Origin of the sequence: Agrobacterium sp. SORGH_AS_0745 (assembly GCF_030818995.1) — a bacterium.
In the GTDB taxonomy this organism is placed as follows: Bacteria; Pseudomonadota; Alphaproteobacteria; order Rhizobiales; family Rhizobiaceae; genus Agrobacterium; species Agrobacterium tumefaciens.
Genome location: NZ_JAUTBI010000003.1, coordinates 1,099,330 through 1,125,339, shown reverse-complemented (window position 1 = coordinate 1,125,339; position 26,010 = coordinate 1,099,330). Strand labels below are relative to the sequence as shown.

The window sequence follows — 26,010 nt, the reverse complement described above, 5'->3', positions numbered from 1 at the left end:
CTATGTCAGAATCTGACGGTAAAGTCCGTGCCATTGCCCAGTTCCGATTTAATGATGAGGCGGGCGCGGTGGCGGGTGAGGATGTGCTTGACGATGGCAAGCCCGAGGCCGGTCCCTTTTTTGGAGCGACTGTCAGCGACACTGACGCGGTAAAACCGTTCCGTCAGACGCGGCACATGTTCAGCAGGAATGCCCGGCCCCTTGTCAATGACGCTCACCTCCACCGGCTTACCGGGTTCGGCACGCAGCCAGACATCCACGACCTTGCCTTCCTGGCCATATTTACAAGCATTTTCAACGAGGTTCTGAAACACTTGCACCAGTTCGTCGCGGTCGCCCTGCACTTCTGCCGGCCAGTCGGGCAGATGCAGCGTAATAACCACATCCAGCTCGTTGGCGAGCGGCAGCAGCGCATCCCGGACATGGCCGATGACTGGGACGAGATCGACCTTCTGGTCCGGCGCAATATTCGCCCGCAATTCCAGCCTTGAAAGCGACATGAGGTCATCCACCAGCCTGCTCATGCGTGTGGCCTGATCCAGCATGATGGCGAGGAAACGTTCCTGCGCTTTGGGGTCGTTGCGGGCCGGCCCCTGCATGGTTTCGATGAAACCGCGCAGCGAGGCGAGCGGGGTGCGCAATTCATGGCTTGCATTGGCGACGAAGTCGCTGCGCATGCGGTCGATGCGGCGAAGCTCCGAAACGTCGCGGAACGACAGGATGTAGAACGGTGGACCCGCCGCCTCTCCCGCATCCGCCCGGGCAATGCGGACGATGAAGACCCGCTCTGAGGGAAAACGCTCGGAATGCTCGACCTGGTTGGGCTGGCCGGTGGTGATGGTTTCGCGAATGACATCCAGCAAGCCCGGCGAACGCAGCCGCGCGGAAATATGCGCGCCGGCCGGAAGCTGGCCAAAGGCGCGTTCCGCCGCGCCGTTCTGATAAAGAACGCCTGCGTTTTTATCGAGGATGAAGACGGGCGTATCAAGAACGGCCAGACCCGCCCTCACCCCGGAAATGACGTTTTCGCCGGGCACATCAGGTTCTTCCGCCTCAGCAGTTGCGGTTTCATCCTTAGCCGGCTCCTCCGGCTTTTGCCGGGCGGTCAAAATAGCGATGACGGCACAGAGCCACAGGACGGCGGGCATGTAGGGCGTTTGCAACTCAGAAACGGCAGCGACGGCAAGCATGCTGACGACGAGAACAGGCAACCAGTTTCGGCCAAGCTTTTTCGCAAAAAGCTTCAATCCACTCTCGCCTTTCATGACTGCCATTTCAGCACACTTTCCACTTTCACCTGACAGCGCATCGGAGTCTCATAGGCCAGCTTCATGACAGAGATTCATCATCGCGTATTTTCCACAGCGTATATGCGCAAAATCTGCGCCGCAATCGTCACTGCGGTAGCACTCCGGCTAACCAATCCTCTTTCACTTGAATTATGCGGGTGGATATGAACTCATTGGCAGCGAGTTGCCTTTACACAACAACATCAGGAGGAAAGCATGGGCGAAGAAACGAAGAAGCGATCGGTGGAGATCACCATTGGCGGCAAGCTGCGCAGCTTCGACATCGACGATCCGGTTCTTCCCGACTGGGTGGAGGAAAAAAAGCTTTCCGCCGGAGATTTTCCTTACGACAAAAAGATGAAGCGGGAGGAATACGACGCCACCCTCGAGGCGCTGCAGGTTGAGCTGGTCAAGGTGCAGTTCTGGCTGCAGGCCACCGGCAAACGGGTGATGGCAGTCTTCGAAGGACGCGATGCCGCCGGAAAGGGCGGCGCGATCTTTGCGGCCCACGCTTACCTCAACCCCCGCTATGCCCGTGTCGTGGCGCTGACCAAACCAACCGAGACCGAGCGTGGCCAATGGTATTTCCAGCGCTATATCTCGCATTTCCCGACGGCTGGAGAATTCGTCCTCTTCGACCGTTCCTGGTATAACCGCGCCGGGGTGGAGCCTGTTATGGGCTTCTGCACCCCGGAAGAGCACAAACGCTTTCTCAAGGAAACACCACGCCTCGAAAAGATGCTGGTCCATGAGGGTGTTCATCTGTTCAAGTTCTGGCTTGATATCGGCCGCGAAACGCAGATCGAGCGCTTCCATGACCGTCGCCACAGCCCGCTGAAATGCTGGAAGCTTTCCGACATGGATATCGCCGCGCTGACGAAGTGGGACGACTACACACAAAAGCGCGACGAGATGCTGGAAAAGACCCACACCGATGTCGCCCCGTGGACGGTGGTGCGCGCCAACGACAAACGCCGTGCGAGGGTGAACCTCATTCGCCACATCCTCAATACGCTTGACTACGACGGCAAGGACAAAAAGGCGATTGGCGAAATCGACGACAAGATCCTGGGATCAGGACCGGGTTTTCTGAAATAAGACTGGGAGACGTCAACAAGCGCCCCGGCTGCGGCGCTTGTTCCCTCTTCTTGCTGGATTCTTACTGACCCGGCAAAATGCGCACGGAGTAAAGGTTCACCGGGCGGGCATTGCCATCGATATCGCTGTTGATGAAGATCTTGCCGGGCGCATTCGGGGCAAGCGAACGCTCGAACGTCGTGTTCAGCAGCATATCCGCACGCTCGGCGGTGGCCGTGAAACGGTGACGGGAGCAATCGCCCAACGTGGCGAAATCGCATGCTACGGAAACCTGCGTTTGCCGATCGCTGGAGGATTGCAGCGTGATCGAGATGGTCGAGGATTTACCCGCCATGTCGCGCATCACTTCCACCGGAACCTCGACGCTGATTGCGCCGTCCTGAGAGACGCTTCTCGACGTCACCCGTATCGCCTTGCCGGCGGGTGTGGCGATGTTCTCGACATTGGCGCGGGGGCCTGCCGAAACTCCGGAACTGCCGCGCTCCGCATTAAATACTTCCACCCAGTCGTCAGAAAAACCGCGGCCGGCGGAAAGGCTCGGCGCGGGCTCAGTACCGTTGAAGTCCTCCGCCTGGACTTGTGCCGGCGGATTGGGCACGCTGGTATCGCGCTGCTCCGGCGTGAGCAGCAGGCCGGAGGAATAGACCCACCAGGCGCCGAAACCAACAAAGGCAAGCAGTGTCACGAGCATGAAAAGGCGGGCGAAAAGTCCGCGACGCTTGCGGCGGCCAACGGCACCTTCCGGACGAAACGCGAGCGAGGCGTCACCTGCGCTGGAGCCTCTTCTTGGCGGTTTTCCATTGCGACGTCCAGCACTCAGCGGTTCCGGAGCCGCAGCGGCGCCCGGCTGCACATCGCGCGTTTCGCCACGCAATTCCGGCTCGACGGCCATATCGTCGTGATGCTGCGATTGTGAAAAGGGATCGACCGAGGGGCCGTCATTCGCCGCACTTTCCGGCACAGGCGGCCGCAACTGCTGCTCCACCCTGTCCAGAAGACGATTCCGCTCTTCATTCTCTATAACATGGATCAGGCTTTCGAGCCGCTGGCGCTGCTGGCCCACAATCTGCGGGTCGTCTATGCCCTGCTTGCGCAGGCCCGCTTCCAGTGCCTGACGGGACGATTGGTAAATTCGTGCACGAACTTCGGCGTTCGATCTGTCCGATTTTTCCAGAGCATTTCTGATTGCCGTTTCCAGTCCGCTCACGACCGATCCTTATTCTACTGCTCTTCGCAAAAAATATGTGGCAGTGCGCCATTGGTTTACGATTCGGTAACGGCTATGCCGCGCCTCCGCAAGCATCGTTTGCGATAAAGACCGGATTGCCTTGGGGAAAATCGATCCATTGTGGCGCTGCGAGCGCAGGTCTGCCGGGCCAGTACGACGCTGTTTTCGCTTTCAATCCGCCGCCGAACACGATATTGACTTACGTGCGCGTAAACGTAATCCGTGGGAGGAGACATGCTGCCGTCCGTGCTGAAAGACAATCTGCGTCTTCCGGTCATAGCGTCACCGCTATTCATTATTTCGCATCCGCAATTGACGCTGGCGCAATGCAAGGCGGGTGTCATCGGCGCTTTCCCGGCGCTGAATGCGCGGCCCGAAAGCCAGCTGGACGAATGGCTGGCAATGATCACCGAGGAGCTGGCCGCCCACAACAGGGCCAACCCCGAGCGCCCGGCCGCTCCTTTCGCCGTCAACCAGATCGTACATATGTCCAACCGGCGGCTGGAACACGATCTCGGCCTCTGCGTCAAATACAAGGTGCCGGTGGTGATTTCCTCGCTTGGTGCAGTACCGGAAGTCAATGCGGCCGTGCATTCCTATGGCGGTATCGTGCTGCATGATGTCATCAACGATCGCCACGCCCGCTCCGCCATCCGCAAGGGCGCGGACGGGCTGATTGCAGTGGCAACGGGTGCCGGCGGACATGCGGGCACGCTTTCGCCCTTCGCCCTGGTTCAGGAAATCCGCGAATGGTTTGATGGCCCCCTGCTGCTGGCTGGCGCCATCGCCAATGGCGGCTCCATCCTTGCGGCGCAGGCCATGGGCGCGGATATGGCCTATATAGGCTCCCCCTTCATCGCGACGCAGGAAGCCCGGGCCTCCGACGCTTACAAGCAGGCGATCGTGGAGGCACAGGCCAAGGACATCGTTTATTCGAACTATTTCACGGGCGTACACGGCAACTACCTGAAAAGCTCGATCGTCGCCTCAGGCATGGACCCCGACAACCTGCCGGAAGCGGACCCTTCCAAGATGGACTTCGAAACCGCCACCGGCGGAGCAAAGGCCTGGAAGGATATATGGGGCGCCGGACAAGGCATCGGCGCGGTCAAGGTGGTGGAGCCGGTGGCTGACCTCGTCGATCGGCTGGTACGCGAGTATGAGGCAGCCAGACAGCGCATCTGCGCGAGAGGCTGAGGCCACCTATAAACAACGGGCAGGCAAAGCTTTTTTTCGGATTTTTCGAAACCCGCGCATTCAAGGCTTGAAATCCGTCAGCATTGCCTGTATCAGCCCGCCATGAAGCTGATCCGTAACAAACGGGTCACAATCGGGCCGCTTTAGCTCAGTTGGTAGAGCACGTCATTCGTAATGACGGGGTCACGTGTTCGAGTCACGTAAGCGGCACCATTTCTTCCCAAAAAATTCATTTCCGACATTGAGTTGTCTTTGGCGCGGCGTTGTCCACTGGCGGAAATCGTCATTTGGCGCTGCTGCTGCAATAATAAACCTTTGAAACCAAACGGGCCTCCGCACGTTGAGCAGCAAGTCGCAATCAAATGGAAAGCTTGCCATCGTGGATGTCCTTCGTATTCTTATCGCCATCATCCTTCCGCCGGTTGGCGTGTTTCTCCAGGTCGGACTTGGCCTGCATTTCTGGTTGAATATCCTGCTCACGCTTTGCGGTTACATTCCCGGCATCATTCACGCGATCTGGGTGATCTTGCGCAAATGAGATTTGCGCGGCATATGACGGGACAACCATCAGATGCGCACAATATTTTAGTACGTGATTAAATTCGTAATTCCGACTGGAACCTCATCTTCTCCCTCACGTTATGGTGATGACACCAGCTAAGGAGAAAATCATGAACCAGATCATCTACATCGTGGGCCTCGTCGTCATCGTTCTGGCGATTCTGTCGTTTTTCGGCTTTCGTTGATCACCGTTGTCAATTCGATCGCTTGCGCTTATTCTAATCAGCGGTGACACACGGCTGCGTTCATGGGTTGCTTTGCTGTCGGGTGTATTTCGGGATCGCGTTGCTCTGGGAGGTGCACGATGAAGAACGAGAGATGGACAGAGCCTGTCGAGGTCAATCTCGAGGCGAAGGGCAAAAGCGTTATCGCCGGCCCGTTCGAGGCACTGATGTTATTGACGGAAGGCTGGCCCAAAATTCGCGGATTGAGTTTCGTGAGAGCCAGAAGCGCCTGCCGCGCTGCGCTTGATGGACGCAAATCGCCGGAGGAAGCGCGCAAGTGCTTTACCGATGCGGTTTCCGAGATGCAGAAAAATCCGCACTGACCATATTCAGACGACAAATGGCCCCTCGAAAGGGGCCATTTTCATGCTTGCTATATTTCGTTCGATCTACATCCAGTAAGGTGCGACGCCGTAGTAGTCGTAAACCTTGCGGTCTCGAGCATGCAGCAGGTCATCATCGTCCAGGTTGGCGAAGTGAGGCGCATTTTCGATCTGCTCTTTGGTAAGATCGATGCGATAGCCGTCAAGCTCTTCGTCATAATGCAACTTTTCCCACGGCAGCGGATAATAGTCGTCGCCGATTCCGAAAAAGCCACCGAAGCTCAAAACCGCATAAGCGACACGGCCGCCGCGTTTTTCCAGAATGATACGCTGGATCGAGCCGATATGCTTGCCATCGGCGCCATAGACGCGCGTGCCTTCAACCTTGTCGCTGGCGATCAGGCTCGGTGTATCCTTGACGTAAGGGTCCTGCCCGGCACGGGGTTCTTGATGCAACATAACGTCTTTCCTCCTTGGTTTTTCCTCGTGAGTATTACGCCTGGTAAACCCCTCCGCCGGAAATTCGTTCCGAAGCTTTTCGCGCGCTGCGGACTGAAGACGCGGATCAGGAGGCGCGGAAAAAGCCCTATTGGCGGATTTTTTGCCATACGGAAGGAGAAACGCCGACCATTTTACGGAAGACGCGGGAAAAATGCGCCTGATCCGAAAACCCGGCTGCGATGGCGATGTCGGTCAGCGCCATGTCGGTTCGCATCATCAGGTCCTTGACCCGATCGATACGCGCCTGCATCTGCCATTGATGCGGCGGTACGCCTGTCGACGCCTTAAAGGCGTGGCTGAAATGGGATTGCGACAGGTTGGTGAGTTCTGCCAGTTCCTCCAGCCTTATCGACCGCAGGCAATGTTCGCGAATGTAATCGGTCGCCGCTCTCAACTGCCAGGAGGCCAGCTTGCTGCGTTTTTTGACCGGCTCCCGCTTCACCTTGAGGAAATCCGTCAACAGCGCCAGCACGAGGCTTTCGCCGTATAGATCGTGCAAAGGGTCTGGATTATCACATTCGGCGGCGATCAGCCGCGCAAGCACCAGCAGGCGCTCATCCTCGAACATCAGGTGCGGATCGAGCAATCCGTGCGGATCGAACCCCTGCACCAGCCGCGCCCCCAGCAATCCCGCATCGAAGTGCAGATCGAGATGGCGCACGAAGGAAACATTGCTGAGTTCCGCATGTACGTCCAGGTCGGCCGGTACGAAGGAAATGCGGTTCGCTTCGGATGACGCGTAATTGTCGCGGCGGCTACGATTCATCATGAACCGCCCATCATCCGTCCCATCCATATCAAGCAGGAAAACGAAACGCGGGTCCTTGCCGACATAGCGGCCACCCGCCTTCGATGCGCAACGCACGTCCCAGAGATCGGCGACGATGCCGTTCCACACCCGCGAGCGTGGGCCGCCGATGACGGCAAAGCCCTCGATCTCATTTTCCATCCGAACGCGGAAAGCCATGGCCTCTCGATCCCGCAAGGCGCAAAGGCGCCCCTATAAACATGATAAGATTATTCATATTTATAGGGGCAAACTATTTTCCCCGCAACTGCCAGCTACCCGTTACCACTTCTTGGAAAGCTTGAAGGTGATGGTGCGGCTGTCACCCCAGCCGCAAACCGAGACGCCGGCGCAACTCTTGACGTATTCCTTGTCGAAGACATTCGCAACGTTGACGGATGCCGTCCAGTCGTTCTTCTCGTAGCGGATCGCGGCATCGAAGACCGCAGCATCCGGAACACGCAGCGTGTTTGCCGCATCTGCCCAGGACTTGCCCTGATAACGCACGCCGCCGCCAATGCTGAGGCCTTCAAACGTATCATCGGTGAAGGCGTAATCCACCCAAAGCGACGCGGTGTGAGCAGGCACGATCCACGGCGATTTGCCGATCAGGTTAGGATTGGCGTCCTTGGTGATATCGAGATCGGTATAGGAATAGGAGGCGATGGTTTTCCAGTTGTCGGTGAGATTGGCCTTCGCCTCCAGCTCGAAGCCGGTGGACTCCACCTGTCCGAACTGGCCGCTCGTCGTTACGCCGCCGGCGGTATAGGAAACGATGGCGTTGTCCTTCACAAGCTTGAAGACAGAGGCGGTGATGCTGCCATCGAAGAAGGTCGGCTCGTATTTGATACCGGCCTCGAACTGATGTCCTTCCTCGGGTACGGCGGAGCTGCCATCCGCAAGTGTATCGATGAGCGGATTGAAGAAGGTGGCCGCCGAGACATAGGGCGTCAGGCCATTGTCGAATTCATAGGCAAGACCGGCGCGACCGCTCAGCGCATCGTCATTTGAGCGGCGAGACACACCCGCTGGCAGCCTGTTGTTCAGTTCGGTATCGACGTAATCGTAGCGCCCGTTCAGCGTTACCAGCCAGCCATCGCCGAAACGCAGCTGATCCTGTGCATAGATGCCGATCTGCTGCTGCGTCACGACGTTATTGGCGTAGACGAAATTCGTTCCCTGCGTCGAACCATAGACCGGTTTGAGCGCACCGATCGCATTCGATCCGCAGCACGCCTGCACCTGATCCAGCTTGTAGTATTTATAATCGAGACCGAAGAGCAGCGAATGGCTGACAGCACCGGTATCGAACTGGCCTTCGACGCGGTTGTCGACGCCGAAACTGTCGACCTTCGACAGGCCGTCATAACCAAAGCGGGTCAGCATATAGTCATTGGTGGTGGCATCGAGGATTGGCTGGCCATTGGCGTCAGTATTGGCCCAGCCGCCCGCATAGGGTCCGGTTTCATGCTTGTAGAGGTGGCCGTAGCGTGCGTTCTGGCTGATCTTCCAGCCATTGTCGAATTCGTGGCTGACTTCGTAACCCACCATGGACTGGTAGACGCGACCATTGTCGATATCAGGCTCGCCATAAAAGGCCTTGCGGTCGAGCTTGCCGAAAGGTGCGTCAACCACAGTGCCTACATAGGGCAGGAAGCCATTGCCGACATGGACCTGATCCAGCGCCGAGAAATAGCCGTAGAGCGTGGCACTGGTCTGAGCATCCGGCTCGAAGGTGATCTGCGGCATGATGAAGCCACGCAGATCCTCGGAGTAGTCGGTGTAATTATCGCCGCCCGAGACCTTGCCAGTGACGCGGTATTTCCACACACCCTCACCATCGATCTTGTCGCCGAGATCGAAACCGAAGAAAGCATTGCCGAAATTGTTGATGCCGATTTCCGTTTCGCGGACCGGCTCATCCTGCGGGCGCTTGCGAACCATCTGCACGATGCCGCCGGGATTGGCGCCGCCGTAGAGCACCGAAGCCGGTCCCTTCAGCACCTCCACCCGCTCCAAACCATAGGCATCCATCTGGAAACCGCCGAAACCGTAGCTGAACAGGTTCAGCCCATCCAGAAACACGCCGGTCTGGGTTGCCTGGAAACCGCGAATGTAAAACCAGTCCGTATCCGGATCGGTGCCGAAAGGTTCCGCCGTTACGCCGGGCGTGTAGCGCAGTACCTCGTCGATCTTGGTCACGACACCGCGGTCATCCATTTCCTTGCGGCCGACGACCGATACGGACTGAGGAATGTCCTTCGTTTCCGTCTCAGTTTTCGAACCCGTCGGGCTTTTCTTCGCAACGTACCCCCGGACCGGACCAGTGGCGTTTTCCGCGCCCTGCCCCTCGACGGTAATCTCACGCAGGACGGTCGTCTGCTGTGCGTGACCTACCAATGGCGCCATCAAAACAATGGCAGCCGTTCCCAAAGCCAGGCGGCCCAAAAACATCTCATGCAAATTTTTCAAGATATGCCCCGAAACAGATCACGGCCGACGTTTATATACGGCAGGCCGCAGCACCTCAATTAAGCTGAGTATTTACATCAGGATTAAGGCCGGATGCTTGTCGTTTTCTGGGGAGATTTGAAGCTTATTGGCTTCTCGCACAGTTTTGCGCCTGTCATTTATGGTGCAGGCGTCAGCTCTTGCGCCGCCCGATCCTTGCAAGCTGCATGACCGGCAGGATGCCGACGACGACAATCGCCAGTGCCGCAATCGACGCTTCCTCATAGGTGCCACGCGCCGCCTCACCGTAAAGATGGGTCGCGAAAGTCTCGAAATTCAGCGGCCGTAACAGGAGTGTGGCGGGAAGTTCCTTGACGCAATCGACGAAGATCAGCAAGGCGGCGGCGGCCAGCGATGCCTTTGAAAGCGGCAGATGGATCTGTCTGAATGTCTGTGTTGCGGATCGTCCCAGTGTTCGCGAGGCGTGATCGAAGGATTGCGGGATACGACTCAGGCCGGCATCGACGCCGCCAGCCGCAATGGTGAGGAACCGCGCCGAATAGGCGTAAATCAGGGCCGCACCGCTGCCGATGAAAATGAGGCCGGTGGATATGCCGAACCAGTCGCGCATGGTCTGGTCGACAAACCGGTCGAAGCCGCCAAGCGCAATCAGTACACCTATGGCGATGACCGTGCCGGGGGCCGCGTAACCTACCGTGGAAAGCCGGTAGGACCAGAGCGAGAGGCGTCCCGGAGCAAGGCGCATCGCGTAAGCGACCGCAAGGCCGAGGACGAGGGTGATCGCCGTCGCCAGTCCGGCAAAGAGGATGGTATTCAGAGCCTCATCGGCAAAACGGGACGACAGTCCGCTGAACCGGAAACGCTTCCATGCCTCGGTGACGAGATAGCTTGCCGGCGCCACGAAGCCGATCAGAACCGGCAGGCTGCCGAGCGCAAAGGCACCGCAAGCTTTAAGACCGGTGAGACGCACAGGCTCCAGTTCCCTGCTTTTCTGCGCCGACACGGTATAACGCTGCTTGCGCCGCGCCCATCGTTCAAATGCCACGAGGGCAACCACGATGAATAACATGGAAAGCGCGATCTGCGCCGCACCGGGCAGGTCGGATTTCGTGACCCATGTGGTATAGACCGAAACGGTGAGAGTTCGGACACCAAGGAATTCCGATGCGCCGATATCGTTCAGCGCTTCCATCAGGGCAAGGCTGATGCCGACCGCGACGGCCGGGCGCGCCAAAGGCACCGCAACCTTGAAGAAAGCCGCGCGTCTGGAAACGCCAAGCGTGCGTGCCGCTTCAAGCAGGTTGCCCGCCTGCGTGAGGAACATGGCGCGCACGGGAATATAGACATAGGGAAACAGCACGAAACCGAGCAGGATGATGCAGCCCGTCATGGACCTTATGTCCGGCAGGCGGAATTCACGCGGGCTGGAATAGCCCAGCAGCCAGCGGATCGCCCCCTGCACCGGCCCGATCGGATGCAGGATATCGAGATAGGCGTAAGCGACGATATAGGTGGGCATGGCGAGCGGCAGCAGCAGCGCCCATTCCAGTATTTTGCGGCCGGGAAAATCATAGGCCGTAACCAGCCAGGCGGCAAATGTGCCGATAACACCGGCCAGCAACCCGACGCCGAGCATCAGAACTGCGGTATCCGGCAAAGCCGTCAAAATCACGCTGGAACCGAGATGGGACCACAGGCCATCGGACCCCTGCACCGCCTGCGAGACGAGTGCCAGAACCGGCAGCATGGCGCCACAGACCGCTGCCAGAGACAGGCTCAGCCACCAGAAGGAGGATGAAAACCTTGGTCTTGCGCGGGGCATCAATGGCTGGACGGCGTCTGGATTCATGAGCTTCTTGAAAATACAGGGAAAGGCGCCCGCGGATGCGAACGCCTTCCAACTTGTTGTCGCCAATTGGCCTTTACTGGTCGAAACCGACCTTGTCGACCAGCTCGCTCGCCTGTTTGCGATGAGAGACGATCTCCGTCAGCGACTTGTTGTCAACCTTCAGGGTGCCGAAGGAGGCAACGATGTCGTTGAGTGCAGCGCCCTGCCTGACCGGATATTCGAAGTTGGCTTCGGCATAGATCTTCTGGGCTTCGTCCGAAACAAGGTATTCCAGAAGCTTGACGGCTTCGGCCTTGTTCGGAGCGTTCTTGGCAACAGCCGCACCGCTGATGTTGACCTGCGTGCCACCATTCTTGAACGTCGGCAGAACGACCTTGATCGCTTCGCCCCACTTCACCTGCTCCTCGCCGCCCTTGCCCGAGCGCATCAGGCCGACATAATAGGAGTTGGCGATGCCGATATCGCAAATGCCGCCGAGGATATCCTTGGCAACGTCACGGTCGCCGCCGCCTGCCTTGCGGGCCAGGTTTTCCTTGACGCCGGCAAGCCACTTTTCGGTGTCCGCTGCGCCATAGTGAGCGATGTAGTCGGCAAAGAGAGCCGTATTATAGGGATGCTGGCCGGCACGAATGCAGATCTTGCCCTTCCACTTCGCATCTGCCAGGTCTTCATAGTTGAAGGAGGCAAGGTCGAGATCCTTCGCCGCATAGAGAACGCGGGCACGCATGGAAAGTGCGAACCAGTGGCCCTTGGCGTCGCGAAGTTCCGCCGGAATAGCCTTGTTCAGGGTTTCGGATTCAACCGGCTGAGTAACACCCTTTTCCGCGAGATCGACGAGATTGCCGGCATCCACCGTCATCAGCACGTCGGCAGGTGAGCTTGCGCCCTCGCTCAGAACGCGCTCTGCAAGGCCATCCTTGAGGAATACGGTGTTGACCTTGACACCGCTGGAGGCCGTGAAGGATTCCAGCAGGGGCTGGATCAGGGCCGGCTCTCTCGTGGTGTAGATGTTCAGTTCAGCAGCGCTGACTGATCCCGCTGCAAAAGTGACCGTGCTGGCAAGCAGGGCAAGTTTGGCAAATTTCGTCATGGTGTGTCTCCCTCTTCGATGGCGCAATATAGGGGGAGCAAACATCATACATGACGTATCAAATCAAGTTTTATTTGGCCGTTTTCAGGAGGGTTTCGATCACCAACAGTTGAAAATGGAGCGAAAATAAACATGCAAATCCGCTCATTCAACTTCAGGTAAATATCAGGACACCCTTCGGATCGATGCCGAAGCGCACGGCCTTGGTCTTGGCGGGTGTGCGCTGCATCGTCCTGACGCGCAGGTCGGCTGGAAGGCCGGGAACGGCTATGCCGAGTTGTTCGATCTCGCCGAGGAACACACGACTTGATATTTCGCCGGCAATCCCGTCTTTCGCAGCGCTGTCCTCGATGATCGAAATCGCATTGGGGCGAACATAGGCGGTGGCGGCAAGACCTTCCGCCAGACCGGACGCATCGCCCAGAGGCCCGAGCGGCGTTTCCACCCGCCCCTCCCTCACCCTGCCCTCGATCTTGTTGAAGGCGCAGAAAAAATCGGCGGCGTAGCGGCTTTTGGGATGATCGTGGATTTCGTAGCCCGTGCCGCTCTGGACGATACGACCGCGCTGCATCAGCACCACACGATCGCCGGCGGAAAGCGCTTCTTCCGGATCATGGGTGACCATGATCGCCGTCGTGCCCAGTTGCCGCAGGACGCCCAGCGTTTCCTCGCGCACAGTGTCGCGCAATCCCCGGTCCAGATTGGAAAAGGGCTCATCCATCAACAGCAGGCCCGGTTGCGGGGCAAGGGCGCGGGCGAGGGCTACGCGCTGCTGCTCACCGCCCGAAAGCGTGTGGGGATAGCGCTTGGCCAACTCCTGCAGATGAACGTGCTCGATCATCTCCGCAGCCCGGCGGCGGGCCTCGGCTTTTGGCAATGACCTGAGACCAAACATCACATTCTGTTCGACGGTGAGATGCGGGAAGAGCGCATAATCCTGAAAGACGAAACCGATATTGCGCTTTTCCGGTTCCACGAAACCAGCCGGACCAGCAACGACTGCGCCATTCACACAAACGCTGCCATGATCCGGCGTTTCCACACCCGCTATAATGCGCAGCAGGGTCGATTTTCCACAGCCGGAACGTCCCACCAGACAAATGATTTCGCCGCGTTCGACGGTCAGATCGATATCGGACAATACATCCGTATCGCCGAATCTTTTTCCGACCGATTTCAGTTCAAGCGCTGCGTTGCCTGCCATTTCCAATCCTGCCCTGCTTTGCGAATTATGTTGATCGCTCAAATCAGGATTAAAGTCAAAAGGCGGGGGAAATAGGTTTCCACTCACGAGGTTGCGAGATGTTCGGCAGGAATATTGACGTTTACGTTAGAGTTAAATAGGCTTTGCCGATACGATGGACGTCAGGTGATTAGACGTCTATCATTCGTCATCGGGGAGCGGAGGAGCAGTCGATCCGGTGACGCCACATGCGGTTCCCTCAATCCGGCCATTACGCCGGTTGATTGGGGGTCTCATGATGATCAGGCAGCTTATAGCGCCTTTCATGCGTTCCATCGAACGCACGGCGCGACAGAGACTCTGGGAGGAGAAGCATGAGTGAATTGTCCCTGGGACATCCGGAAAACGTCAGCGCAGAGAAGCGCTGGCTGGCATCCTACCCGCCGGGCGTACCTTCCGAAATCCCCGCATCCGCCAATACCTCCCTTGTCGAACTTCTCGAAAAGAGCTGCGCGAAATTTGCCGACAGGAAGGCCTTTTCCAGCATGGGAAAGTCCCTGACCTACCGGGATCTGGATATTGAAACCCGCGCGGTGGCCGCATGGCTGCAATCCAGAGGGCTAGAAAAAGGCGACCGGGTTGCGGTGATGATGCCGAATATCCTGCAGAACCCCGTCGCCGTATACGGAATTTTGCGGGCAGGCATGATCGTGGTCAACGTCAATCCGCTCTATACGCCGCGCGAGCTGGAACACCAGCTGAAGGATTCCGGCTCAAAAGCGCTTTTCGTACTGGAGAATTTCGCCCATGTGGCGCAGCAGGCGGTGCCGAAAACCGCCGTCAGACATGTGGTCGTTGCAGCCATGGGTGATCTCCTCGGCCTCAAGGGACATATCGTCAATCTTGTGGTTCGCAAGGTGAAGAAACTGGTGCCGGCCTACGCTATTCCCGGCTCCATCAGCTTCAAGGCCGTGTTGAAGGAAGGTCAGGGTTTTTCCCTGAAGGCGGTCCGCCTCCTGCCGCAGGATATCGCATTCCTGCAATATACCGGCGGAACGACGGGCATTTCCAAAGGTGCGATCCTCACCCACGCCAATCTTCTGGCCAACAAGGCCCAGATAAGCCTGTGGCTGGATGCCGCTTTCACCCAACGCAAGGACCGTCCAGAAGTCCTCAACTTCATCTGCGCGCTGCCCCTGTGCCACATCTTTGCGCTGACAGTGAATTCGCTGATGGGCATTGCGCTTGGCGGCCATAACCTACTGATCGCCAATCCACGCGATATTCCCGGCTTCGTGAAAGAGTTGTCGCATTATCGACCGCATATTTTTCCGGGTATCAATACGCTGTTCAACGCGCTGATGAACAATGAGGATTTCCGCAAGCTCGATCTGTCCTCGCTCATTCTCGTTCTCGGCGGCGGCATGGCGGTGCAGCGGCCGGTGGCCGAGCGTTGGCTTTCCATGGTCGGTTGCCCGATCGCCGAAGGTTACGGGCTATCGGAAACATCGCCCGTTGCCACCGTTAACAGACTCGATGCCACGGAATTCAGCGGCACCATCGGCCTGCCAATTTCCTCTACGGAAATCGACATTCGCGACGAGGAAGGCAAAAGCCTGCCGACCGGCGAGGTCGGCGAGATCTGCATTCGCGGGCCGCAGGTCATGGCCGGTTACTGGCAGAGGCCGGATGAAACCGCGAAAGCAATGACCGAAGACGGCTTCTTCCGTTCAGGCGACATGGGCTTCATGGACGAGCGCGGCTATACCAAGATCGTCGACCGCAAGAAGGACATGATCCTCGTTTCCGGTTTCAACGTCTATCCGAACGAGATCGAGGAAGTGGCCGCCAGCCATCCCGGCGTGCTGGAATGCGCGGCAATCGGGGTTCCCGACGAACATTCCGGCGAGACCGTCAAGCTTTTCGTCGTCAAGAAGGATCAGTCGCTGACGGAAGCGGAACTCAAGGCCTTCTGCGCCAAAAGCCTGACAAACTACAAACGGCCGAAAATCATCGAGTTCCGAACGGAGCTGCCGAAATCGAACGTCGGCAAGATCTTGCGGCGTGAGTTGCGCAATCTGAACTGAAGGACGAGAGCCGGGTAACCGGCTCTTTTCTTTTCTCCCAGTCCATTTCTTTTACCGAAGTCGCCTTGATTTGGTCGCCTGAAAAAGAATAGTTTCCTCATCCTTCCAGGAAGCCGAGGAGCACGAGATGCAGGCCACCATCGAAAAACTGAAAGCAACGGCAAGCAGCACAGCCGCAACCGATCTGCGCGCTGCTTTTGCGGCCGACGACAAACGATTCAGCCGTTTCAGCGCCAAATTCGATGACCTGCTGATGGACTATTCCAAATGCGCAGTTAATGACGAAATCGTCACGCTTCTCGAACAGCTGGCGCGCGACGGTGGCGTCGAGGCAAAGCGCGAGGAGATGTTCTCCGGCAAGGCGATCAATTTCACCGAAGATCGTGCCGTGTTGCACACCGGATTGCGCAATCGCTCCAACACGCCGGTTCTCGTTGACGGCAAGGATGTGATGCCGGATGTGAACGCCGTTCTTACCGCCATGGGCAAGTTTGCCGACGCCATTCGCTCCGGTTCCCTGAAAGGTGCGACCGGCAAGAAGATCACCGACATCATCAATATCGGCATCGGCGGCTCCGATCTCGGCCCCGTCATGGCGACGCTGGCGCTTGCGCCTTTCCATGATGGTCCGCGTGCGCATTTCGTCTCCAATATTGATGGCGCGCATATTGCCGACACGCTGAAGCTCGTTGATCCCGAGACCTCGCTCTTCATCGTCGCCTCCAAAACCTTCACCACAATCGAAACGATGACGAATGCCGCGACCGCGCGCCGTTTCATTGCCGAAAAGCTGGGTGAAGAGGCTGTGAAGCACCATTTCGCCGCCGTTTCGACAGCATTGGAAAAGGTTGCCGCCTTCGGCATCGAGAGCGATCGCATCTTCGGTTTCTGGGACTGGGTTGGCGGACGTTATTCGATCTGGTCGGCTATCGGCCTGCCGCTGATGATCGCCATCGGGCCGGAGAATTTCGGAAAGTTTCTGGATGGCGCGCATGCCATGGACAAGCATTTCCGCGAGGCGCCGATCCGTGAAAACCTGCCGATGCTGCTCGGTCTCATCGGATTTTATCACCGCAACGTGCTGAACTATTCCACGCGGGCGATCCTGCCCTATGACCAGCGCCTGTCGCGTTTCCCTGCCTATCTGCAGCAACTCGACATGGAATCGAACGGCAAGGGCGTGACGATCGACGGGACACCTGTCGAAGGCCAGTCCGGCCCGGTCGTCTGGGGCGAACCCGGCACCAATGGCCAGCACGCCTTCTACCAGCTCATCCACCAGGGCACGAGCGTCATTCCGGCGGAATTCATGATCGCCGCCAACGGTTTCGAACCGGAACTGCGCCATCAGCACCAGCTTCTCATCGCCAATTGCCTGGCGCAGTCGGAAGCCCTGATGAAGGGCCGCACGCTGGCCGAAGCGAAAGCCCAGCTCACCTCCAAGGGCATGGAAGACAGCCAAGCCGATTTCATCGCGCCGCACCGCGTTTTCACCGGCAACCGCCCGTCCATTACCTTCGTCTACGACAAGCTGACGCCATTTGCGCTTGGCCGTCTGATCGCGCTCTACGAACACCGCGTCTTCGTGGAAGGCGTGCTGTTCCGCATCAACTCCTTCGACCAGTGGGGCGTGGAGCTTGGCAAGGAACTGGCGACCGGCCTGCTTCCCGTCGTTGAAGGCAAGGAAAGTGCAGCCGGCCATGACAGCTCGACACAGGGTCTGGTGAAGGCGCTGTCGGGACTGGCGGGGTAAAATTCTTGCTCCCTTGATAATTACGAAAGCCGGAAGGAAACTTCCGGCTTTTTCAATTCAGCATCGATGGAACGCCGATTGGAGGCACATATGGCACTGCAGCAAGGCAAGGATTTTCTGGCGTTTCATGACCTGCCTGAAGATGCGGTGCTGTCGATCATAGACCGTGCAGGCAGTCTGGCGCATGACTGGTCAAAGGGCACGATGCCACAGCTGCTCAAGGGAAAACGCATCGGGCTGATCGTCGACGACACCGGTTGGCGCAACACCGCCGCCTTCGATCTCGGCATTCAGGCCATGGGCGGTATTTGTGTCACCGTCCCGATCAGCTTTAATGGCCGCGAAGAAATCGCCGACCTGGCGGGCTATCTCGACAACTGGTTCGATCTAGTCATTATCCGCACGAAAGAACTCTCGACCCTCCGGGCGCTTGCGGGCGAAATGCGCGCACCCGTCATAAACGCGCGGACCAAGTCCAATCATCCCTGCGAGACGCTTGGCGATCTTGCCCACATCAAAAGCTTGAGAGGCCGGGTCGACGGTCTCAAGATCGTCGGCGTCGCGCCGGATGCCAATATTTTGCGCTCGTGGGTCGAGGCCTCGATGTCCCTGCCAATTCAGGTCACACAAGTTTACCCCGAACAATGGCACGTCACCGATGCTGCGCTCATCAACCCGAATTTCCGGGCCAGCTCTGATATGGCGGAGTTGCTGGACGCGGATGTGGTCATTACCGATTCGTGGCCCGCCGGTTCGGATCATATCCTGATCGACTACCGCATATCCGCATCCCTTCTCGACAGGATGCAGCCCGAGGTGGTCTTTTTACCCTGCCCACCGGTCGCCCGTGGTCAGGAAGTGACGGCAGATGCAATGTCGCATCCGGCCTGTCAAAGCCGGCCCGCAAAAGCATTTCTTCTGCACGCGCAGAATGCCCTGATGGAATTTCTCCTCGCCTGAGACGGCGCCGGTCGCCTCAGATATACAGCGCCGCCATCTTGCGCCAGGCGCCTGCACGATGAGCACGCCCCTCCCAGACATGCAACTGATGCCCTATCTGCTTGTCATTAAGAACGCGGCTCAGGTGATGGTTGTTGTCCAAAAACGGATCGGCATCGCCGATGGTGAAAACCATGTCGATGCGGCGGAGGTTTTCAAGCCGCCAGCCGCAGGCGAGGTCCGGCAGAAAGTGGCTCGGCATGTGGAAATACACATCGTCATCGTAGTAACCGTCGAACAGATCGCCGAAGGTTTCCACCTTCATCGTCAGATCGTAGCGGCCGGAAAAGGCGACGAGCTTGCGGAAAAGATGTGGGTGACGAAAGACGAGGCTGGCGGCCTGAAACGCGCCGAGACTGCAGCCCTGCACGATGGTATCACCATGCGGGTTTTTCTTAGCCATCAGCGGCAGCACTTCATTGAGAATATAATCTTCGAAGGCGGCATGGCGGCGAATGCGCTCGGCCGGGTGATTATAGGCCGCATAAAAGGTCTCTTTGGCCAGCCCCTCGATACAATAGAGCTGAAGATGACCGGCCTCCACTTTATCGGCCAGACTGTCGACAAGGCCAAGTTCCTCATATTCGAAGAAGCGCCCGTCGCGTGTGGGAAACATCAGCACCTTGGCGCCAGAATGACCGAATATCAACAGCTCCATATCACGATGAAGCCTTTGACTATACCAGCGGAGATATTCGCGTTTCATGGCACCTTGAAAAACTGTCTGACCTTGTCCCTGTGGACCGCATCTTGGGATGCACTGTCAGCGTATTCGAAATGTCCCGCGTCTAGGATGAAGATTTCATTAAATTTTGAGAACGGCAGGGCATTGGCAACCGCAAACTGGCACGGCGGCGCCACCGCCGGATCGAACAGGGCGGGCGCGACCAGCATCGGCACTTTTATGCGGGAAGCCGCAGAAGCGGCATCGAACAGACGCAGCATTTCCAGCACATTGGCATGGGTCTTCTGATAGGTCTGGACCGAATCCGCGCTGCCGACGGTCGGCAGCGTCAGCCAGAACGGCCGGTGTCCGAATGTCGGTACGACCAGATGGCCCCGGTCTATGCGCGCATCATATGGTATCGCCAAAGCCCCAATCCCGCCCCCGAAGCTGATGCCGCTGTAGCCCACCTGCCCTTCCAGCCATGGATAGAGCGTGACGAGCGTGGAGACGGCGATCCACAGATCATCGACACAGCCACCGATGATGTAGTCGTCTTTTCTTTCGATGTTGTAGAGGACATGAAGGGCCGGATCGGACGAAATCGGCGGACAGGCGCTTAGCGAAAGCCCGCGAAAACAGGGAAACAGCACGGCCGTTTCTTCTACCGGCACATCGAAATCGGGCTCTCCCCGCCCGCCATAACCATGGCCGACAACAAGTCCGCGCCGCACCTGTCCTTTGCGCGGCAGAAGCATCCATCCACCGATGCGGAAGCCGCCGGTGGATGTGTATGAGATATCGAGAACATGCCAGCGGGGATGGCTGAGTTTGCTCTTGCGCAGCACCGGTCGCGGATCCGTGGCCAGCGCGCGGCGATAACGCTTCTTCCAGAAATCATCAAAGCCCGGCGGCGCCTCAGGCGGGATAATGGCCAGCAACTGCTCGCGCCGCATGCCATAGGTCGGGTCGAAATCGAAAGGATGGGTTGTTGGAACGCTCATGCGATGCTTGTTTCGTGAAAGACCGGCCGACACAAGCTTCTTGATATCCAAATATCGGTTTTTTACGACCCTGGCCCAGGCAGGAGTGGTGAACCGCCTTTTCAAAACGGTTCAACCATATCCTTTACAATCCGATTTCATGCGCGAAGGGCGGATTTGCGCCAGCTCGCGAGACGGTCACCGCAGCAGCCTTTGCGCCGAGCGCCAAAGCCTTTCTGATCTGCTCTTCCGTCAGCGAAGCGACCTGCGCCTTCGTCAGAAGCCCCTGCATTTTCAGCGAGGCGAGAATGCCGGCGTCGAAGGTGTCGCCTGCGCCGACGGTATCGACGACCTCCACCCGCTCGGAAGCCACTTCCACCTTGAAATTGGCGGTGTAACCGACCGCACCCTTGGCGCCACGGGTGACGACGACCAGTTTCGCGCCGTGATACAGCCAGTGGCGAGCGAGCGTGTCCTCGTCACCTTCCAGACCGAACCACTCGAGGTCTTCGTCAGAGAATTTCACGATATCAGACATGGCAGCCATACGGCGGATGCGGGCCATATGCGACTGCTTGTCCTTGATGAAACCGGGGCGGATATTCGGATCGAGGGAGATGACTCGGCTTTGATGTTCGCGCACCATAAGCGCCTCATAGGTGCTGCCGCAGGGTTCCGGAATGAGGCTGATCGCGCCGAAATGCAGCGCCTCGCAATCGGCGCCCAAGGCCGGAAGCTCTGCCTCGGTGATCATACGGCCGGCGGTGTTTTCGTCATAAAAGGCGTAGGTGGCATGGCCATCGACGAGCTTGACAAAGGCGATGGTGGTCGGCCGCGAAAGCGTTGCGCAATAGCTGAAATCCACGTTGCTCGCCCGCAGGGTTGTCCGCAGGATATCGCCCATCATGTCATCGGAAAGACCCGTGAAGAACGCGGACGGGACGCCGAGACGCCCGAGCGCAATGGCCGTGTTGAAGACTGCTCCGCCTGCATAGGGGGCAAAACCCGCCTCACCCAGCGTCGTCTGCCGGGGCAGCATGTCGATCAGGGCTTCACCACAACACAGGATCATTACGGTCCTCCTCAAAACAGCAAATCAAATGGACTTAAATCGATTTAGACGAAGATCGATCGGAAGGCCAGCCACAAGCTGGCTGGCCGCATCCGAAATTAAGATTGCGGCAATTCGCTGACGCCGCCGCGCTTTGCAGACCATGGCAACGGGTTATCGAGGAAGGCCTCGACCTCCGACAGGGTCTTTTCGTCGAACAGCTTTTCAGCCCGGGCAACAGCCAGAACATCGCGCCAGGTCGTGAGATAATGCAGCTTGACATTGCCATTGGCGAAGCGCGCTTCGGCCTGTTCAAAAATGCCGTAATAGAAGAGCGCAATACCGTGATCGACAATGCCGCCTGCCGCGCGGATGGCGTCGATGAAGGTGAACATCGAGCCGCCGGCCGTCGTCAGGTCCTCGATGACGAGCACGCGGGCGCCTTCCGGCATATGGCCTTCGATCTGGGCGTTGCGGCCATGGCCCTTTGGCTTCTTGCGGCAATAGATCATCGGCAGGCCAAGACGCTCGGCAAGGAAAGCCGCGAAGGGAATGCCCGCCGTTTCACCGCCCGCGACACAGTCGAATTTCTCGAAACCGGCCTCGCGCATCACCGCCGCTGCCGCAAAATCCATCGCCGCCGAGCGAATACGCGGGAAGGAAATGAGCTTGCGCATGTCGATATAAACAGGGCTCTTCATGCCCGACGCGAAGGTGTACGGGCTTTCCGAATTGAAGTGGACTGCCTTGATTTCCCACAACATCTTCGCAACCAGTTCTGCAACGACAGTGCGGTCAGTGAATGTGAAATGGTTCATAGGCGTTCTCCTTTTTCGGCCTTCATAACAAAACCGCCGGCAGTGCCGGCGGTCATTAAAAAAAATCAGCTCACGTCCCAATGAAGCGGGAACATCGGATCAAATACGGTCACCGGCCCGGCGCCCGTCTCGATCTTGGCGGGAAACGACACCGGCTCCTCGCGCTTCACCAGTGTGATCGTCTCCTCATTTGGCGCCAACCCGTACCAGGCTGGGCCGTTGAGGGAAGCGAAGGCTTCCAGCTTGTCGAGAGCGTTTTCCTGCTCGAAGACATGCGCAAGACAGCTCATGGTGTTGATCGAGGTATAGATGCCGGCGCAGCCGCAGGCGCATTCCTTCAGCGGATCGACATGCGGGGCGGAATCGGTGCCGAGGAAGAAGCGGGCATCACCCGAAATCGCGGCCGCACGGAGTGCCAACCGGTGCTCCTCGCGCTTTGCGACGGGCAGGCAGTAATAATGCGGCTTGATACCGCCGACCAGAATGGCGTTGCGGTTGATGATGAGATGGTGAGTGGTGATGGAACCGGCGAGATTGGCCTTGGACGACTTGATGTAGTCCACGCCATCGCGGGTGGTAATGTGCTCCATCGTCACCTTGAGCTCAGGCAGGCGCTGGCGCAGCGGCTCCAGAACCGTGTCGATGAAGGCTTTCTCGCGGTCGAAAATATCGACCTCCGGCGTCGTCACCTCGCCATGCACGCAAAGCGGCAGGCCGATTTTCGCCATGCGTTCCAGAACCGGCATCGCCTTGTTGAAATCGCGCACGCCGCCGTGGGAATTGGTGGTCGCGCCAGCCGGATAGAGCTTCACGGCGGTGATAAGGCCACTTTTCTTGCCCTCTTCCACGTCGTCGGCCTGCGTGTCTTCGGTGAGATAAAGCGTCATCAGCGGCTCGAAACGGTCGCCCGCAGGAATGGCCTTGACGATGCGTTCGCGATAGGCGCGGGCATCGGCGCAGGTGACCACCGGTGGCACCAGGTTCGGCATGATGATTGCGCGGGCGAAATGGCGGCTCGTATCCCCGATCACGCCTTCCAGCATGGCGCCATCGCGCAGATGCAGATGCCAGTCATCAGGGCGGCGAAGGGTGAGCGACTTCATCGGGATACCTCGGAGCATGACGGAATTGGCGCCCGCTTAGCATCTTTCGTCACAGGAAAACAGCCGCCGAGAGGCATCGGGCGGCTGTAAATGTCATTTTTTTGAAGCGAGCCTCAGATGCCGCCCGCTTCGGGACCCCACACATCCGTCATGGCAAAGCCGTCCGCAAAGGGATCGAAGGGGTCAAGGCCGACCTGGTGCAGCCCGAAGGTGAAACCGCGCCCGGCAATGGTGGGAATGACCGCCGGACGACCTGCCACTTCGGTGACGGCGGAAAGGCCGACGTCGAATTCCGAACCGATGATCGAACGGGATTTGTATTCGTCTCCCACCTTCACCTTGCCGCGCGCATAAAGCGTGGCGAGATTGGCGGAATTGCCGGTACCGCAGGGCGAGCGATCCGCCCGGCCCGGCCACATGGTGGTGCAGGTGCGGATGGAACCATCGGCATCCACATCGCGGAACATCACATAGGCCACGCCTGATATGGCGGGGATTTCGGGATGCACGACCGTCATTTCACTGTTGACGAGGTCCTTGAGGATCATGCCCGCAGCAACCAGTTTCGCTGCATTGGCCTTTTCGATGGTCAGGCCGATCTGGCGCACATCGACCAGCGCGTAAAAGATACCGCCATAGGAAATATCCATCGTCACCTTGCCCCATTCGGGCGTGTCGATGGTCACATCCAGCTCATGCACGAAGGACGGCACCATGGTCAGCTTGACCTTTTCGCAGCGCCCGTCGCGGCATGTGGCGGTGGCCTTGACCAGACCGGCGGCCGTTTCCAGAATGACGACCGTTTCCGGTTCCTGCATCTCCACCATGCCGCTTTCCAGAAGTGCTGTCGTCGCGCAGATGGAATTGGAGCCGGAACTGGCATGCGCCTGATCCGGCTGGAGAATGACGAAGGCTGTATGGGCATCCGGGTGCTTCGGCGGCAGCAGAAGATTGACTGACCCCATGGGCGTGCCACGCGGCTCCAGCGTCAGAAAGCGGCGCAGGGCTTCCCCTTTTGGATCGGTATTCATCCAGTTTAGCTGCTCGGCCACGGTGTTGCCGGGAATTTTCGGCGCGCCGCCGGTGACGACACGGCCGATTTCGCCTTCGCAATGAACATCGAGAAGCTGCAGGGTGCGTTTCCAACGCATGGGATCTTACTCCGGAAGTTGAGCTGTTGACCCGACCATATAGGTAAAAATACAAGCTGTATACAAATCTGCGCGAGCTGGATGGCGAAAATCGTTTATGGTTTTCGCCATCCACTTCTCATCGTGATCTAGCGATTGCGGCACTCCGCCCGGTTACGATTGGCGGCGGCGTCACAATTCACTCTCGAAGACTGAACTGCCTGATCGTCCACCACGGAGCCGGCCGTATCACCAACCGATCCGACGGTGTTTTCAACAGAGCGGCCGAGCCTCTCCACCTGCCTGCCGTAATTTTCACGCGTGCGCGGATCGAACACCGCAATGGGCGCGCTGACCACGACGCTTGCCGCCGTTCCGACAGTTTGCGCGGCACCGATGCTGACCGCGCCCAGCGCCTCCCCCAGACCGACATCGGAATCCGTCACAGTCTGGCCGGCAATGAGGCGGTCGCCGATCAAGCGCACGACTTCAGGGCTTTCTGCAAATTTGCCGTGGTTCAACCGGTCACCGGATTGCAGCTTGGTCAGATCGAGAACAGTGATGCCAGCCTTTTCCAGCTGGCTGCGATAGGGTTCGACGGAAGGGTCGATCTGGCCCAGGCGGTCGACATTGCCGGAAATGCGGCGCGACAGGCTGAGCGCACGGTCATCCTGCGAGACGAACAGGGTGAATTTCGGCGGCGCCTTGCCGAAGCTGGCGAACTGCCGGCTGAACACGTCCACATCGAGATCTGGTGCTGCCAGAATGACATTGCTGATCTTCGGATCGACGCGGCCGTTGCGGATGGCCATCTGGCGCAGCGCCTCCACGGCAAGCCATGTGCCCATGGAATGCGCCATGACCGTGACCTCGCCGATCGACTTGTCCTTTGCCAGACGGGTCAGCATTTCCTCAAGCGCATCGCGCGAGTAATTGGTGCTTTCCTTGTCGTAATTATAGTCGAAAATACTCGCCCGTGACGGCCATGTGAAAACCACAGGCACGACATCCGAGCCGGAATCATAGACGATCTGCGCAAAGCGATAGACCGATTCCTCGTAACGATTGTTGAAACCGTGCACGAAGACCAGAACGCGGCGGTCCTTATGGATATGTTTGCTGATCCAGCTTTTCGTCTCCGCTTCGGAACGAACAGGCTCAACCGCCACCGTGGTGAAGTCCTTCAGAGGGTTAGGCGGCAGCTTCTTCGGCCACTGCACCTGCCCGACCTTGCGGTTGGCCTTGGGCGGAATGGAGATGGTGACGGCATCGACCTTCAAGCCGGTTCCGCGTTCGCCGCCGAAAAGCACGGCGGCATTGTCCGAGGGCGCTCGCGTGGTGGCGACTAGGAGATTGACGGGCGTGGTTCCAGCCACGGTCTGCCCTGTTGGCGTCATGACCCCGATGGGACGCCCCCCGCAGCCAGCGAGCAGGGCAACAATCGCGATTATGGCTACGAAGCGGATGGGCATCACATCATTCTCCTGCAACCCAAAGGCAGCCGGATAGCGGCCAGAGGACAGGAATTTCTACCGGAGGCGGAACTGCCGCGCCAGCAACCATCGCGCAAGCGCGGAGATTTCCGCGCCGGTGTGTCCAAACAGACCCAATTTTTCCGCC

Annotated in this window: 23 protein-coding genes and 1 tRNA gene; 8 read left to right on the top strand and 16 right to left on the bottom strand. The window is 58.3% G+C overall.

The window, feature by feature from the left end; translation table 11 throughout:
- Positions 1–5: 5 nt before the first annotated feature.
- Positions 6–1,265 carry a phosphate regulon sensor histidine kinase PhoR gene (phoR, locus tag QE432_RS15190; RefSeq protein ID WP_306627070.1) on the bottom strand — a complete coding sequence of 420 codons (1,260 nt, stop codon included), beginning with the start codon at positions 1,263–1,265 and terminating at the stop codon, positions 6–8.
- Between the two features lie 240 nt (positions 1,266–1,505).
- On the opposite strand from phoR, the gene ppk2 reads away from it, so the two are divergent.
- Positions 1,506–2,387 carry a polyphosphate kinase 2 gene (gene ppk2 / locus QE432_RS15185; RefSeq protein WP_003514903.1) on the top strand — a complete coding sequence of 294 codons (882 nt, stop codon included), beginning with the start codon at positions 1,506–1,508 and terminating at the stop codon, positions 2,385–2,387.
- A gap of 61 nt (positions 2,388–2,448) precedes the next feature.
- On the opposite strand, the gene QE432_RS15180 is transcribed toward ppk2, so the two are convergent.
- A complete protein-coding gene (locus tag QE432_RS15180; protein WP_306624823.1) occupies positions 2,449–3,594 on the bottom strand; it encodes a hypothetical protein in 1,146 nt (381 codons plus the stop codon).
- 255 nt (positions 3,595–3,849) lie between these two features.
- On the opposite strand from QE432_RS15180, the gene QE432_RS15175 reads away from it, so the two are divergent.
- Entirely contained in the window at positions 3,850–4,812 is a 963-nt protein-coding gene (locus QE432_RS15175; RefSeq protein ID WP_065661405.1) for an NAD(P)H-dependent flavin oxidoreductase, read from the top strand.
- Positions 4,813–4,949: 137 nt separating this feature from the next.
- Positions 4,950–5,025 (top strand) — tRNA-Thr (locus QE432_RS15170).
- Here the strand turns inward: QE432_RS15170 and QE432_RS15165 are convergent.
- Entirely contained in the window at positions 4,996–5,190 is a 195-nt protein-coding gene (locus tag QE432_RS15165) for a hypothetical protein (protein WP_306624820.1), read from the bottom strand. The genes QE432_RS15170 and QE432_RS15165 overlap by 30 nt on opposite strands.
- A 1-nt stretch (position 5,191) precedes the next feature.
- On the opposite strand from QE432_RS15165, the gene QE432_RS15160 reads away from it, so the two are divergent.
- Positions 5,192–5,350, top strand: coding sequence for a YqaE/Pmp3 family membrane protein (locus QE432_RS15160; protein ID WP_003514897.1), 159 nt, complete (start codon positions 5,192–5,194; stop codon positions 5,348–5,350).
- A gap of 327 nt (positions 5,351–5,677) precedes the next feature.
- Entirely contained in the window at positions 5,678–5,920 is a 243-nt protein-coding gene (locus tag QE432_RS15155; protein WP_003514896.1) for a DUF982 domain-containing protein, read from the top strand.
- A gap of 66 nt (positions 5,921–5,986) precedes the next feature.
- Here the strand turns inward: QE432_RS15155 and QE432_RS15150 are convergent, their stop codons facing one another.
- The 6 genes from QE432_RS15150 to QE432_RS15125 all read right to left on the bottom strand — a co-directional run bounded on the left by QE432_RS15150 (position 5,987) and on the right by QE432_RS15125 (position 13,823).
- Entirely contained in the window at positions 5,987–6,379 is a 393-nt protein-coding gene (locus QE432_RS15150) for a PRC-barrel domain-containing protein (RefSeq protein ID WP_003514894.1), read from the bottom strand.
- Between the two features lie 127 nt (positions 6,380–6,506).
- Entirely contained in the window at positions 6,507–7,388 is an 882-nt protein-coding gene (locus QE432_RS15145) for a helix-turn-helix transcriptional regulator (protein ID WP_003514892.1), read from the bottom strand.
- 102 nt (positions 7,389–7,490) lie between these two features.
- Complete coding sequence (locus QE432_RS15140) at positions 7,491–9,680, bottom strand: TonB-dependent siderophore receptor (protein WP_306624817.1); 2,190 nt, start codon at positions 9,678–9,680, stop codon at positions 7,491–7,493.
- Between the two features lie 172 nt (positions 9,681–9,852).
- Entirely contained in the window at positions 9,853–11,529 is a 1,677-nt protein-coding gene (locus tag QE432_RS15135) for an ABC transporter permease (RefSeq protein ID WP_373465143.1), read from the bottom strand.
- A 73-nt stretch (positions 11,530–11,602) separates the two neighbouring features.
- Positions 11,603–12,619: a Fe(3+) ABC transporter substrate-binding protein gene (locus tag QE432_RS15130; RefSeq protein ID WP_038489739.1), complete on the bottom strand. Its 1,017-nt coding sequence runs from the start codon at positions 12,617–12,619 to the stop codon at positions 11,603–11,605.
- A gap of 154 nt (positions 12,620–12,773) precedes the next feature.
- Positions 12,774–13,823, bottom strand: a complete 1,050-nt coding sequence (locus QE432_RS15125; protein WP_013635410.1) for an ABC transporter ATP-binding protein — start codon at positions 13,821–13,823, stop codon at positions 12,774–12,776.
- Between the two features lie 353 nt (positions 13,824–14,176).
- Between QE432_RS15125 and QE432_RS15120 the strand changes: the two genes are divergently transcribed.
- The 3 genes from QE432_RS15120 (at position 14,177) to QE432_RS15110 (ending at position 18,602) form a co-directional block, all read left to right on the top strand.
- A complete protein-coding gene (locus QE432_RS15120) occupies positions 14,177–15,889 on the top strand; it encodes a long-chain fatty acid--CoA ligase (RefSeq protein WP_003514883.1) in 1,713 nt (570 codons plus the stop codon).
- A gap of 127 nt (positions 15,890–16,016) precedes the next feature.
- Positions 16,017–17,642, top strand: a complete 1,626-nt coding sequence (gene pgi / locus QE432_RS15115; protein WP_306624815.1) for a glucose-6-phosphate isomerase — start codon at positions 16,017–16,019, stop codon at positions 17,640–17,642.
- 90 nt (positions 17,643–17,732) lie between these two features.
- Positions 17,733–18,602 carry an ornithine carbamoyltransferase gene (locus tag QE432_RS15110; protein ID WP_306624813.1) on the top strand — a complete coding sequence of 290 codons (870 nt, stop codon included), beginning with the start codon at positions 17,733–17,735 and terminating at the stop codon, positions 18,600–18,602.
- Between the two features lie 16 nt (positions 18,603–18,618).
- Here QE432_RS15110 and QE432_RS15105 read toward each other — a convergent pair whose 3' ends face one another.
- From QE432_RS15105 to QE432_RS15075, 7 genes are all read right to left on the bottom strand, one after another.
- The gene (locus QE432_RS15105; RefSeq protein ID WP_306624811.1) at positions 18,619–19,347 is read right to left on the bottom strand and encodes an esterase family protein; all 729 of its coding nucleotides are present in this window, start codon (positions 19,345–19,347) and stop codon (positions 18,619–18,621) included.
- On the bottom strand, positions 19,344–20,309 hold the full coding sequence (locus QE432_RS15100) for an acetylxylan esterase (RefSeq protein WP_306624809.1): 966 nt from the start codon (positions 20,307–20,309) through the stop codon (positions 19,344–19,346). Before QE432_RS15100 ends, QE432_RS15105 begins: the two co-directional genes overlap by 4 nt.
- A 124-nt stretch (positions 20,310–20,433) precedes the next feature.
- The gene (locus QE432_RS15095) at positions 20,434–21,360 is read right to left on the bottom strand and encodes a carbohydrate kinase family protein (protein WP_306624807.1); all 927 of its coding nucleotides are present in this window, start codon (positions 21,358–21,360) and stop codon (positions 20,434–20,436) included.
- 98 nt (positions 21,361–21,458) lie between these two features.
- Positions 21,459–22,157: an orotate phosphoribosyltransferase gene (locus tag QE432_RS15090; RefSeq protein WP_003514873.1), complete on the bottom strand. Its 699-nt coding sequence runs from the start codon at positions 22,155–22,157 to the stop codon at positions 21,459–21,461.
- A gap of 65 nt (positions 22,158–22,222) precedes the next feature.
- On the bottom strand, positions 22,223–23,260 hold the full coding sequence (pyrC, locus tag QE432_RS15085) for a dihydroorotase (protein WP_003514871.1): 1,038 nt from the start codon (positions 23,258–23,260) through the stop codon (positions 22,223–22,225).
- Between the two features lie 113 nt (positions 23,261–23,373).
- The gene (locus QE432_RS15080) at positions 23,374–24,411 is read right to left on the bottom strand and encodes a 4-hydroxyproline epimerase (RefSeq protein ID WP_038489725.1); all 1,038 of its coding nucleotides are present in this window, start codon (positions 24,409–24,411) and stop codon (positions 23,374–23,376) included.
- A 128-nt stretch (positions 24,412–24,539) separates the two neighbouring features.
- Positions 24,540–25,862 carry an alpha/beta hydrolase gene (locus QE432_RS15075; protein WP_013635402.1) on the bottom strand — a complete coding sequence of 441 codons (1,323 nt, stop codon included), beginning with the start codon at positions 25,860–25,862 and terminating at the stop codon, positions 24,540–24,542.
- Positions 25,863–26,010 lie beyond the last annotated feature (148 nt).